We start from the raw sequence: 13,606 nt of genomic DNA, 5'->3' as shown, positions 1-13,606 counted from the left end.
ATCAATCTTGATAGATTAGCAGTTTTGGAGAAAGACAATGGACTTAACTACTACTTATATGGGGATGACATTGCGATCGCCACTTGTGCCATCAGCATCCCCGCTTTCCGAAGATATTGATAACATTAAACGCATGGAAGATGCGGGTGCGGCAGCAGTGGTGATGCATTCGCTGTTTGAAGAACAGATTACCCTGGAACGCTACGAGCTGCACCATCACCTCACCTATGGTACTGAAAGCTTCCCCGAAGCCCTGACCTATTTTCCCGAACCAGCAAACTTCCGTGTCGGGCCAGAAGAATACCTCAACCACATCCGTAAGGCGAAGGAAAAGGTAGGAATCCCTATTATTGCGAGTCTGAATGGTTCCTCTGTTGGTGGCTGGACTGACTACGCCAGACTGATCCAGCAAGCAGGAGCATCAGCAGTAGAATTAAATATTTACTACGTTCCTACTGACATAGAACTGACGAGCGAACAGATTGAGCAAACCTATATTAACATTCTCCAAGCAGTAAAAGCCGCAGTTACTATTCCTGTAGCCGTCAAGCTGAGTCCGTATTTTACCAACATGGCAAATATGGCGAAGCGTTTGGACAATGCAGGAGCTGATGGTTTGGTGCTGTTCAATCGCTTTTACCAACCAGATATCAACCTCGAAAACTTGGAAGTGCAACCAAATGTGCTTTTAAGCACTCCCCAGGCAATGCGTCTACCCTTGCGCTGGGTCGCCATTCTTTATGGTCGCATCAATGCCAGCCTAGCTGCTACTAGTGGTATTCACAACGCCCGGGATGTGTTGAAGATGCTGATGGCAGGAGCAAACATTACCATGCTTTGTTCCGTATTATTACGTGAGGGCATCAATCACATTCGGTGTATTGAACAGGAAATGCGTACGTGGATGGAAAAACACGAATACGAATCTGTACAGCTACTGCAAGGGAGCATGAGCCAGAAAAACTGTCCCGACCCCAGCGCTTTTGAGCGATCGCAGTACATGAAAGCGCTGCAAACGTACAAACCAGAATGGGAGCGCATGTATGAGTCATCTTATTATCTAGGTTAGTACTGTTGCTTTGCTCCTACATCCCTGCCCACACCCTTGATTTTTCGTCTGGCTGCATAAGTTCTATAAATATTGGAGGTCTATATGTTTAAAAAGATTTTAGTTGCGTTGGATCGCTCGGAAATGAGCAAGCAGGTTTTTGAACAAGGGTTGGCTTTGGCCAAGATGACTGGAGCCAGCTTAATGCTGCTACACGTTTTATCTGTGGAGGAAGAGGGCAGTCCCTATGTGCCGATGTTTTCCAATTTTAACTACTATTCGGGGATGTCGGAGCAAGCCTGGGAAGTTTATCAACAGCAGTTGGAAACGTGGAAAAATCAAGGTGTAGAGATATTGCAACATTTGAGCGCTCAAGCAAATACAGCAGGCGTCAACACTGAATTTAGACAAATGCTTGGCAGTCCTGGTCGAGTGATTTGTGACTTAGCTGGTAATTGGGGTGCTGACCTAATTGTCATTGGGCGTCGAGGTCACTCTGGTCTGACAGAATTATTCCTTGGCAGTGTCAGTAACTACGTCCTTCACCATACTCCCTGTTCGGTTCATGTTGTGCATCTTGCCGTTAGTGCCAAAGATGGTGAAACGGTAAAATAAACTACAAGTGCTTCCACTTCCAGCTAAGTATGGCTTTGCGTAAATCGTAGTGTTTTTAAACGCAGAGGAACGCGGAGTCAGCGCGGAGGCACGCGGAGTTTTTATGAGTTTAATTCGTAATGAATTTGTGAAATTATTTACTAAGTAAAAAGCGTATGTAAGTAAGGACTGGTTGTTACACATTGCACATCAATAAGCAAATAAAAATGAAATCCTCTCGCCCTCTTTCACTCTCTCATCCTAGTGGTGATAAACGCTTTAAGATGCTGGACGCGACGATGAAGCGTCATCAGTATCAGCAAGATGCTCTGATTGAAATTCTACATAAGGCACAAGAACTATTTGGCTTCTTAGAGAACGATTTATTACTTTACATTGCCCATAGCCTGAAACTGCCACCCAGCCGGGTTTATGGTGTGGCTACTTTCTATCATTTGTTTTCACTCGCACCCAAGGGCAAGCATACCTGTGTGGTGTGTACGGGTACGGCTTGTTACGTCAAAGGCGCTCCGGAAATTTTGGCAAATCTGGAAAAGTCTGCTCACATTCACGCTGGAGAAACTACACCAGATGGTCAAGTATCTGTTTTAACAGCGCGATGTTTGGGTGCTTGTAGTCTTGCACCTGCTGTGGTTTTTGATGGCACAGTGTGTGGTTATCAAACCCCTGAGTTAGTCCAAGAACGCATTCAAGGATGGTTGCAGGAGTAGAGCGATCGCCTCATCTCAAATCCGATTAATCACTTACTGCATCTATGCCTCACTCTCCCAACTTGGGAGAGAGGATGAAGTTTTTCATGTATGGTGGTGAATTTTTTTCATCGCGACTGCCTTCTCAAAACTACAGCACACATTCAGGAAACTGCCGCTTCAATGCTGGAAATACCGGACACGGTGCTGAAGATTGTAAATTCTCTGGTTTACTCCAAGTAAAGGGTGCTTTTTGGGCAGCAGACATCCACAATAGGCGTTTTGCCCGTGTCATAGCGACGTAGAGCAAACGATACTCTTCAGCGGTTTTCAAGTATTTTGCTTGTTCCCAAGCTTGGGTAACATCCGGTAAACTCGATTGACTGTGGAGAGCGGCGCGAATTTGAGCGCGAGCAACTTCTGATAAAGTAAAATCGCCCAAAAACTGACTTTGGGGAGGAACCCAAAACCTACCAGGTATCAAGCTTTCATGAAGAAAGGGGAGAAATACGTAATCCCAGTCTAACCCTTTGGCTTTGTGCATGGTGATAATTGTCAGCTGACCGCGACGGGTATAACGGGCTTCTAAGTCTTCTGTTTCTACAGGTTCAAATCTTTCAGAACTGACAATTTCACTGAGTACGCCCAGCATGTTTGCCATCGCGGTATTACCAGCCATCTGCAAGTTTACTCTTTCTGCAAGTTTGTCAGCGGTTGCCAGTTCTGCTTGGTCGTAATTTAATGCTAGAGCCAGGAAGGAAATTAGCTGATACAAAGGCAATTCCATCCGAGCGCGAAGTAAACTGCGACATATGTGTGCGGCTTTTTGCACTGGTTCTGGCTGGGGTGTAGACAAAGGGCCGGGATACAAAAATTCTTCTGGTACAGAAGCGAGGGCATTGAGGTCTTGAGTAGGAATTAACTGACGCTCTACAAACACTTCTAGGGCAGCTTTCAAATAGTCAGGGGAATGAGGGCGATCGCAAAATTGCAGCAATGCCAAAATTTCCTGGGGTACATGGGAGTGGCGATCGCGTTCTCCCACATCATAAAGTAAAATTTTATGCTCTTTGCATGTTGATGTCAGCGCTTCTGCCAACCACCTTCCTTGGCGGTTCTCCCTGACTAAAATCGCTGCACTGACACTAGTTGGATCTTGAGCAAATAACTGGACAATCCTCTGGGATAGCAATTCAACTGTGTGATGAATGTCACGTGGTGTGTAAATTTCCAGTCCTCTTCCCACTGGTTGCGGATTAGCATCGGGTTGGGGATCGTCGGGGTCAACAAGGCGAATTGTTTGAGGACGAAACGGTAATAGTCCTTTGTCATTAGTCATTTGTCCTTTGTTATTTACAGATGACGGATGACTAATGACTAATGAGGAATAGCTATTCACCCACCCGAGAACAAAATTGGCAGCATCAATGATAATTTTGGTACTGCGACCGGCTTGATCCATTGTTGCCAGTCGTTGTTGAGTGTTGCATTCTTCGCAAAACTGGCGGAAATAGATCGGGTCTGCTGGAGTAAAGGTGGAGTTAATCGCTTGGTTGGGATCGCCAACGCGCACTAGGTTGATTTTGGATTTTGGATTACCCTGCGGAAAGCCGCTGTCGCGTCTATGGATTTTAGATGAGGAAATTTCCCCCCCTCCTCCTCTCTCCCCCTCCCCCTCTCCTTCTTCTGGGTCGGTGGCGAGAATTTCTAGTAGTTTGGTTTGTAGTGGGCTAGAATCTTGGGCTTCGTCTTCAAAAACTGCGAAAACTTGGTTTTGCTCAATTCTGCGGGCGCTGGGGTTTGCCAGAACTCGCAGGGCGGCTAAAATCATGTCATCGTAGTCAATAAATTCACGCGATCGCATCAAATTTTGATATTGCTCGTATAACCCAGCGGCAACGCTTAAGATTGCATATTTATCGGTGGTTTGTTCACTTAAGTGTCGCAAATCTTCTGGTGACATCCCAGAACTTTTTGCCTCATGAATCACAGTAGTTGCCAAGTCTGGTAATACTTCGGTTCGCAATACTGACTGGCGACGCAACCTTTCTGTTTCTTCTCCGTCAAATTGGATACCTTCTAATAAGCGAGAATAACGTCCTGGATGGCTAGCAATCCATTGTTCTACCGCAGTACGAATGAAGCGGTGACTTTGAGTAGGGGTAATTAATGTGACATTTTCTAACTGCAAGCCCGATAAATTGGGATGGCGACTGGCAATGTTTAAAGCCAAACCGTGCAGCGTATGCACAACGAAACCAGTCTGAGGTAAGGATAAATTGTCACGCAAATATTTGCGGATTTTAGCTTTGATATTGGCAACAGCAGAACGAGTAAACGTCACAACCACCAACTGTCGGCGTTCAGACGAACGCGAAGAAGCTGAACGCTGATACTGACGAGCGATCGCAATAGCTGCCGCCGCTGCCATTCCCGTAGATTTACCAGCACCAGGAACAGCAGAAACAGCCAATGGCCCCGAATGCCAATCAGCCATTGGTTGCTGTCCAAGACGCAGGCTATTACGGATGCTCAAAATAGCATTTTCTCTAAGCAAAGACGAAGGTAACTGAGGATAGACTTCTATTGGATGAGATTCTTGAGGCACTGGATATGTAAAATGATTGTCTTACACTTAAAATTTTAGATTTTGGATAAAAAAAGTAGTTAGTAGATAGTGGTTAGTGGTTAGTGGGTAATCATCAACAACTGACCATTGACTAATGACCATTGACTAATGACCATTGACTAATGACTAATCGCAGATTTTCTCTACATTATCTGAGCTTAACTGGGATCATCGCAGTTGGTGCTATGCTGCGCTTTGCCAATTTGGACTTAAAACCGCTGTGGATGGATGAGGTAATTACTGCCATTTTCAGTTTAGGTAAACAATACAGTGACGTGCCTCTAGACGTAGTTTTTCCCCTAGAGCAATTGCAGGATATTTTTACTTACCAGCCTAGGGTAAGTTGTTCTCAAATTGCCCACACCATAGCTAACCAGTCTACTCATCCACCACTGTTTTTTTGCTTGATGCACACTTGGTTGGGGTGGCTAAGTCTTTTGGGAAAAGATTGGGTGATGAAATTGCGATCGCTACCTGCCTTATTTGGTGTAAGTGCGATCGCGGCTATCTACTGTGTCAATCGTCTTGCTTTCTCTAAGGCGGCGGCGCTAACCGCTGCTATGTTAATGGCAGTTTCGCCTTTTGCTGTTTACCTTTCCCAAGAAGCTAGGCACTACACCTTACCCATGCTGCTAATAACTTTATCTTTATTGGGATTGGTGCAAATCCAGCAAGATATTTTTCAGCGGCAAAAGCTAAGAATTCGGGTTTGGCTAGCATGGACAATTACTAATATTATCGGTCTTTATATTCACTACTTTTTTGTTCTTGCCTTCATTGCTGAAGTTGGAACATTATTTGTTTTGATGTACTATTCAACCATTTTGAGTAACAACAATAAATTAGAAATTAAAACGCAGAGCACAGAAGAATTTTCATCTATTGATTGTGAGCAAATTTCATCGCCAATTATATTAAAGCCACGTCAAATATGGCTGGCATTAATTATATCTATCAGTGCAGTTGCCTTCAGCTTCTTGCCTTGGCTACCAGTGCTAGTAAGTAATTACGAGCGTCCAGAAACTGACTGGCTTGATCCTCCTTATCACATTGCCCCATTTTATCAAACTTTAATCAACTGGGTATTAATGGTAATTGCTCTACCTGTAGAAAAGCAGTCACTATTTATTAAAGTTATATCTGTTTTATTAATGCTTTTTTTTGCTATTTGGGTTGGTTGGCTAGTCTACAAAAAACTAAAACAAATGTGGTGTAAGCAAACAACTCATCTGAGCACAATCACACTTTTAAGTTTCTTAAGTATTATTTTATTAGAATTTTTTGTCATTGCCTATTTGTTACAAAAAGACATTACTACAGTCCCACGCTATAACTTCGTCTACTATCCTAGCTTCTGCGCGCTCATCAGTGCCAGCCTGACAAAATTTAAAAATACCTCGCAGGAAACCACTCTATCAGTTTCTACAAAACTAAAAATACCTTACGCATGTCTACAAAATTATCAACTCTCTACTATCTTAATCGTTGGCTTTATTAGTAGTATTTTTGTTATTTGTAATTTGGTTTTTCTAAAACCATATGAGCCGGAAAAAGTTGCTCAAAATATGAACCAAGACCCCTCTATGCCACTAATGGTTGTAGTGGGATATAAAAATTATCAGGATGTAGCATTGGGTTTGAGTTTTGCTCTGGCACTGGAAAAAGTTAGAAGTGAGAAAGTAGGAGAGTGGGAGAGTGGAGAAAAAAACCAAATTTCCAATTCCAAATTCCCAATTTCCAATTCCCAACTTCCATCTTCTGATTTTGCATTTTTCAAGCAAGCACCTGATTTTGGCTCTGTTTGGCAAAAACTTTCTCAATTGCCTCCGCCCACAACAAATCAATTAAATTTATGGGTTGTTGCTCCTGGACTTAAACGCCGAGATTATCCTCAGCAGCTGGCATTTTCACAAACTACCATTTGCACTAAAGATACAGCTCAGCATTACCGCGTTGGCATTCCTTATCAACTGTATCGATGTGGGGGAAGTGTGGGAAATGGGGGAGTGAAACAGGGGAAGAGTGGGCATTGATTGGGCATTGGAAATAACCAGCAACCAACAATCAACCACCAACCACTAACTACTAACCTCCAACTACCAACCACCAACCACTAACTATTCATCAATTTGCCAAGAATCTTTTGTAAATTCCTCATCTAGAATTTTCTTCGGTCGCACAATCACAATAATTCGCCCCAATATGGGTAATTCCGGCGCAGTTTCAAACCACTGAAAATCTAATTCTCCGGAGTTGTCTACCACAAAGTAGCTGCCAGATTCCCATTGGCGTTGGGCGCGATCGATAACGATCATGACTGGTTCTGGGGTATTTTGTGTTTGGGCTGGTAGGCGATCGCTATTGCCCAAAATCACTATCGGATTTTCTGCACTCAATACTGCTTGCCAACCCGGTAAAGGAACCCAAGCTTGCTCTCCGGCAAACTTGACCATGCGAAATGGGCCAATTTCTTCTACGAGTGGAACCGCTTTTAGGTCTTTTGGTGTTAAGGGCAACTCTCCTACCACTGGTACAAGGCGGGGCATTTCCTCCGCTGATTCCAGTCTGTAAAAGGGCAAGGTTGGTGCAGGTCGCTTAGGCTCAACGGTAAAATCTGTGAGTAATTGTTCGATTTGTTTCCTTGCTGTTTGCGTGTGAGCAAATTTTAGACCCCTGGCAATTAAACGCGATCGCACTTGAAAATCTGAGTTTTGCCGAGCAAGTTTCCAGCATTGATAGGCAACTGCATCCCCTGGATGATTGGAAAACCCTTCTGGCAAGTTACGGAAACGTGAGAAATCCTTGACTGCCTTAGCAATTTCCCTTGCCTCGTCAGCATCAAGTTTATGTTGAAAGGTGAGTGTGGCGGTAGCAGCCCGTTCTTCTTGAGTCAGTAGGCGCAGTTCATACAAAACATCACTTCCACGCTGTGAATAATGCGACAGCACGTCTTGTGATGCTCCTACCTTTTCTATGGAATTGTAGACTTGTGCACCGACAATGACTTGATTTTGTTGTATTGGCTCAAAGCCTGTTGCTTCAAAAATGGTTTGGGTATTGTAGCCTACTTTTTGTAAATAGGCGCAAGCTTGCCCCCATTCCACCCAATTGCCTTGTTTTTGTCGCAGCTTGAGCAGCAACTGTTGAGCTATATCATTTTGATCGTTGTCGTTGGAACTTTGAGCGTTGGGTGGTAGGTCAGTCATAATATCTCAGCAACTTCAAGGCAATGCTATTTTTCCGACTTCTGCAAGAAGTCCAGATACTTCAGTACCAAGTATCTATTTTAGGGCTGATGCTGCACTGACTCGATAGAAGAAATGTATTGGGTATTGGGAATTGGGGATTGGGGATTGGGGATTGGGGATTGGGGATTGGGTAAAAACAAGTCAAAAGCATGCCCAAGGGGCGCAGCGAAGGGTTAAAAGCTAAAAGTAAAAAGAAAGAATTTTTTCTTTTACCTTTTTACTTTTTACTTCTCCAGTCCCCTTGCCCGATGACCCTTGCCCCATGCCCCAGTCCCCAGTCCCTCTCAATTGCTCTAGCAGGAAGCAAAATTATGAGTTATGAATAAAAAAGACTTTTAATAATAGAATTAGCTACGTAATTACTCGTAGAAAGCAAATATTGAGAATTCCCGATTTTTCTAATTTTACTGACCAAAAGATGATTGAAGCAAAGATTACCAAAGCAGTAACAACAGCTACTAATTGAATGTTTTCAATTAGGATTGGTATGGAATATAACAAAATGGTTAACATTTAAAGGAATTTTCTATGAATAATCCCATTCCCGAACTTGATAAAATCCGTCATCAGTTGATGACTCTAGAAAAATCGAAAAAACAAAAAATTCTGGTAGTTGATGATGAGCCAGACAATCTGGATCTGTTGTATCGCACTTTCCGGCGGGATTTTCATGTCCTGAAAGCGGATAGTGGTATCAACGCCCTGCAAGTATTGGCAGCAGAAGGGGAAGTAGCCGTAATTATCTCCGATCAGCGGATGCCGGAAATGAAGGGAACTGAGTTTCTCAGCAAAACAGTACCCCAGTTCCCGAATACAGTCAGGATTATCCTTACGGGTTTTACTGATATTGAAGACCTAGTAGAAGCGATTAATGCTGGGCAAGTCTATAAGTATATTACCAAGCCTTGGGACCCTGGGGAATTGAAGGCTGTGGTGCAAAGAGCAGCGGAAACCTACGATTTACTCAAGCAACGTACAGAAGAGTTGCGTCGTGCCAATGCCCAGATGGCACTGTTGACTGTCTTAGTACAGGTTTCTCAGCAGGCCTCTAGTTTAGAGGCTATTTTAAATCCAATTGCTACAGCATTTGGTGAAAGTTTTGCAGTAGATGGGTGTATTTTACAAATAGTAGAAGATAATCACCTTGTTGCCACTCAGGGTACTTACAGTAGTGCTGGTACTGTAGAAAACTGGCTGGCGATCGATCCATTAACTAGTGAAGCGATCGCCACCGGGCAAATGCAAGTCTCAGTCAATGTTCCTAAAGATGAAAAACTTGCTGGTGTTGCCCACTACACAGATACTGGTATAGAGGCACATTTAATTATCCCAATCACCTACGTAGGTAAAGTGTTGGCGGTGTTGTCTTTACAGTGGAAAAAACCCTGCTCTTTGAGAGAAGACGAACTTAAGCTGATTCATTTATCAGCGCAACTAGTAGCAACCGTCCTCAGTTGCACTCGCTACCATCAACCAGTCAATGTTTGATAGTCATTTGTCATTTGTCATTTGTCATTTGTCCAAAGTTAACAGTCCATTCACTCTTGACTATTTACCAATGACCATTGACCATTAACCAATGACTAATGACCAATGACCATTGACCAATGACTAACGATATTCGCAACATTTTTGACCGTATCGCCCCTGTTTATGACCAATTGAATGATTGGTTGAGCTTGGGACAACACCGAATATGGAAAGAAATGACGGTAAAATGGAGCGAAGCCAAAGCCGGAGATACTTGCTTGGATTTGTGTTGCGGTAGTGGTGATCTAGCCTTCCGGTTGGCACGGCGTGTAGGAGCAAGTGGAAAAGTGTATGGGGTAGATTTTTCACTTGCACAGTTAGAAATAGCTAAACAACGCTCTCAAAGTCAATACCCCACTCCCTCTATCACTTGGGTAGAAGCTGACGTGCTGAATTTACCCTTTGAGGACAATAGATTTGACGCCGCCACAATGGGTTATGGTTTACGAAATGTAACAGATATTCCTCGCTGTTTAAAAGAACTACACCGTGTTCTCAACAATGGAGCCAAAGCTGCGATTTTAGATTTTCATCGTCCCAAAAATTCAGCTGCTAGAACCTTTCAGCAATGGTATCTGGACAATCTCGTTGTCCCAATTGCCCAGCATTTGGGTTTAAAAGAAGAATACGCTTATATCAGTCCCAGCTTAGACCGCTTCCCCTCTGGCCAGAAACAAGTAGAAATAGCTCGTCAAGTTGGTTTTGCAGCGGCCACACACTACACCATTGCGAACGATATGATGGGAGTGCTAGTGGTAACAAAAGCTTAATAGTTATTAGTTGTTTGTTGTTCGTTGTTTGTTGTTCGTTGTTTGTTGTTCGTTGTTTGGAAAGACTACTGTACGTGCGGGTTTAGCCATGATATTTTTAGTCTTCAATGACGGGATATCTACACAAACCCGCCCCTACCAACCACCAACTACCAACAACTAACCAATGACTAATGACTAATGACTAATGACTAATGACTAATGACTATTGACTAAATGAGTTTCGATTGGTCTCATCTTTGGCTGTATGTATCTCCCCCAATCTTGGGTGGAATAATTGGCTATTTCACAAACGATATAGCCATTAAAATGTTATTTCGTCCATACCGAGCAATTTACATCGGTGGACGAAGGATTCCTTTCACCCCTGGATTGATTCCCCGCAACCAAGAACGCCTTGCGAAGAATATCTCTAATACGATTATGGGGTCGCTGCTCACACCAGAGGAATTACAAAATCTGGCGCGGCGACTCTTACAAACAGAACGCGTACAAGCGGCTATTCTTTGGTTGCTGCGAATGGCAATTGACCAAGTCAAATCCGATAAGCAGCAAAAAACTGCCAAGATTGTGGCAGGAATTTTGCGGGATTTGTTAGGAGAATCATTACCGCGTCTGTTGAAAGTTTTAGCACGACGAGAAGAATTTTTAGAAGCACAAATAAATCAAATTTTCGATCAAATATTGCTGGAATTTCAACTGAGTGAAGACCAAGCCTCTCGCCTTGCTGATTGGCTGTTAGAAGTAGTTTTACCGCCAGATGTAATTCGGTTAGCAATAATTGATTTATTGACCGATCGCACAATCCAAACTCTTGATGAAAGCTTTCGGGAAAAAACCAGCGGTACTTATTGGGTAGTGGCAAATTTGTTTGGCTTACGCAACACTTTAACCCGCTTTCGGACTTATTGCTTGGATGAGAAAGAAGCAACCAATGAACGTTTGCGGGATTGGATTAAAGATTTACAAGTGCGCGATCGCATCAAGAATTTACTTCAAAGTTTAGCTTTACAAAACCTGCCCATAGGTACTGTTCGTCAATTGCGAAAGACCACACGTGAAAGCGTTCGCCAATACCTGCAAACACGCGGTGGTGAAATGCTGCAAGGATTTAGTGAGTCAGTTAACTGGGAAAATATTGCCGTATTGCTAGTTAATCGCCTTAGCAGTTCACCTGTTGTTAGTTCTTCTTTAGAAGTAGTGAGTCAAGAATTGGCTCTGATCTTAGAGCGATATTTGGAAAGAGATTTAGAAGCAATTGTTGCTCAAGTTATTCCGATTTTGTCAATTGACCAGGTGATTGTTGAGCGCGTAAAATCAACTTCACCAGCTGATTTAGAAGCAGCTATTGAAGGAATTGTCAAAAATGAATTGCAAGCGATCGTGACCTTAGGCGGTGTTTTAGGTTTTATCGTTGGGTTATTTCAAGTAGTATTTATTTTCCTCAGTCAACAATAGTTTGATATTTCTGGTCTATTCGCCTCGAAAACCTATTTCAAAGCAAGCCACATCCTGCTGCTAAGTAGGTCAACATAATTAAACGTTAAATATCTTGTATTTTCTACGGGCAGGCAGGATGCTCACCCCACAAGAGCTTTAACCGGCATTGTTTTTAGTCTATTTATGCTTTTCTACTTAGTTACCTTCAATAACTTGTTCGAGAAACAGTAGAATTAGTAAATTTGCATATGCCGCAAAGCTAGTTTGGAATCATCAAGCGTGAAAATAATGGATGATTATTTAGATAGATGAAATTATATTTCACATTATACTCTGGATAGATGTTTTCAATTGAATTTGAAACATAGGGAAAATAAAAATTTATTTTTATAAATAATTATGAGAAGGATTTAATCCAGTTTTTGAAATCACATTAATAATGTATGACGAATGAATAGGTATTTATTCTTAGCTGTTAACTCTAACCACAGAATTATTTTTTAGGAAAAAACTGCATTTTTTACTGGAAAATTTACTCTCTTAGAAAGAGGATTATCCAATTTTAACTTTCTAAATTAGACGTAGATATAAGAGGGCAGCTAACAGATTGAAGAGATTCTATAATCCCCCTCTTTTTGAAAAAAATAAAACGTAAAAAATGCACTGAACAGGAGATTTATTATGTCAGACACAAGTAAACGTGGATTTGCATCAATGGATGAAGATAAGCAGCGTGAAATTGCCAGCAAAGGCGGAAAAGCTGCTCATGAAAAAGGAACTGCACACGAATTTACATCTGAGGAAGCTAGAGAAGCTGGTCGCAAAGGTGGAGAAACTACAAGCCAAGACCGAGAACACATGGCAGAAATCGGTCGTGAAGGTGGTAAGCAATCCCACAGAAGCGATCGCAATGAAGATGAAAACAATCAAGAGGAAGAAGGAAAGGGAACTTAAGGTGGTAGCCGCGAGCAACATGCTAAAGCAGGACAACAAAGCCACAAGAATAAATAAGTAAATCAATTTAAAGAAGTTTAACCCACACACTCCCGGTTTCTACAAGAAACCGGGTTTCTTACATAGCAGGGGCGTTGGAATAAAGCGATCGCACGATCAGTATGCGACACTACAAACGATAACCCTCAGTAGCAACGATTTTTCAACAACCATGCGCTGAAAGGATTTGACTAAATTCTGCGAACTGCGGAAGCCACAAAAGCACAGAGAAATAAAATACATGATGTCCTAGCTGTTGCTCGTATTGTCATCCGCATTCCCTGCTCATCTATGCCATCTGCTTTGCGGTTGACTTTGGGAGTTGGCGATCGCTCAGTCGAGAAAGCTGAGCCTGTTGATAATTAGTACTCCACCACACTAATTTTGATAGGTTTGTAGTGTAGACGCTCGTAAGAGCGGCTTCCCGAAGGGTGGGCTTTAGCCCTCATTTAAGCAGCAAGCGTGCTTACTACAAACTTCCTTAGCCTGTCATAATCCTTGTGGCAAACCACTAGGGAAATAAAGATTTTGGCGTTGCTGAATCAAGATATGAATTTACAATTCACGGGTATGTAGAGACGTAGCATTGCTACGTCTCTACAATGATTTGGCATCGAACTACAAAAATGTATGCACACATAATT

Annotated in this window: 10 protein-coding genes; 8 read left to right on the top strand and 2 right to left on the bottom strand. The window is 42.6% G+C overall.

What is annotated here, in order from left to right; translation table 11 throughout:
* Positions 1–37: 37 nt before the first annotated feature.
* The 3 genes from HXY43_RS23625 (at position 38) to hoxE (ending at position 2,373) form a co-directional block, all read left to right on the top strand.
* Positions 38–1,069, top strand: coding sequence for a dihydroorotate dehydrogenase-like protein (locus tag HXY43_RS23625; protein WP_290888650.1), 1,032 nt, complete (start codon positions 38–40; stop codon positions 1,067–1,069).
* A gap of 84 nt (positions 1,070–1,153) precedes the next feature.
* The gene (locus HXY43_RS23620) at positions 1,154–1,663 is read left to right on the top strand and encodes a universal stress protein (RefSeq protein WP_290888647.1); all 510 of its coding nucleotides are present in this window, start codon (positions 1,154–1,156) and stop codon (positions 1,661–1,663) included.
* 206 nt (positions 1,664–1,869) lie between these two features.
* A complete protein-coding gene (gene hoxE, locus HXY43_RS23615) occupies positions 1,870–2,373 on the top strand; it encodes a bidirectional hydrogenase complex protein HoxE (RefSeq protein WP_290888645.1) in 504 nt (167 codons plus the stop codon).
* A 130-nt stretch (positions 2,374–2,503) separates the two neighbouring features.
* On the opposite strand, the gene HXY43_RS23610 is transcribed toward hoxE, so the two are convergent.
* Positions 2,504–4,960: an ATP-dependent helicase gene (locus tag HXY43_RS23610; RefSeq protein WP_290888642.1), complete on the bottom strand. Its 2,457-nt coding sequence runs from the start codon at positions 4,958–4,960 to the stop codon at positions 2,504–2,506.
* 143 nt (positions 4,961–5,103) lie between these two features.
* On the opposite strand from HXY43_RS23610, the gene HXY43_RS23605 reads away from it, so the two are divergent.
* Positions 5,104–7,014, top strand: coding sequence for a glycosyltransferase family 39 protein (locus tag HXY43_RS23605; protein WP_290888639.1), 1,911 nt, complete (start codon positions 5,104–5,106; stop codon positions 7,012–7,014).
* A gap of 84 nt (positions 7,015–7,098) precedes the next feature.
* Here the strand turns inward: HXY43_RS23605 and HXY43_RS23600 are convergent, their stop codons facing one another.
* A complete protein-coding gene (locus HXY43_RS23600) occupies positions 7,099–8,187 on the bottom strand; it encodes a RuBisCO accumulation factor 1 (protein WP_290888636.1) in 1,089 nt (362 codons plus the stop codon).
* A 570-nt stretch (positions 8,188–8,757) separates the two neighbouring features.
* Here HXY43_RS23600 and HXY43_RS23595 point away from each other — a divergent pair.
* The 4 genes from HXY43_RS23595 (at position 8,758) to HXY43_RS23580 (ending at position 12,923) form a co-directional block, all read left to right on the top strand.
* Positions 8,758–9,717, top strand: a complete 960-nt coding sequence (locus tag HXY43_RS23595) for a response regulator (RefSeq protein ID WP_026736366.1) — start codon at positions 8,758–8,760, stop codon at positions 9,715–9,717.
* Positions 9,718–9,836: 119 nt separating this feature from the next.
* Positions 9,837–10,529, top strand: coding sequence for a bifunctional demethylmenaquinone methyltransferase/2-methoxy-6-polyprenyl-1,4-benzoquinol methylase UbiE (gene ubiE, locus HXY43_RS23590; protein ID WP_290888631.1), 693 nt, complete (start codon positions 9,837–9,839; stop codon positions 10,527–10,529).
* A 216-nt stretch (positions 10,530–10,745) separates the two neighbouring features.
* A complete protein-coding gene (locus tag HXY43_RS23585; RefSeq protein WP_290888628.1) occupies positions 10,746–11,987 on the top strand; it encodes a DUF445 domain-containing protein in 1,242 nt (413 codons plus the stop codon).
* A 663-nt stretch (positions 11,988–12,650) separates the two neighbouring features.
* Positions 12,651–12,923, top strand: a complete 273-nt coding sequence (locus tag HXY43_RS23580; protein ID WP_290888625.1) for a KGG domain-containing protein — start codon at positions 12,651–12,653, stop codon at positions 12,921–12,923.
* Positions 12,924–13,606: the final 683 nt, after the last annotated feature.

Source organism: Fischerella sp. (assembly GCF_013388695.1).
In the GTDB taxonomy this organism is placed as follows: Bacteria; Cyanobacteriota; Cyanobacteriia; order Cyanobacteriales; family Nostocaceae; genus PCC9605.
This window is presented reverse-complemented; position numbering and strand designations above follow the sequence as displayed.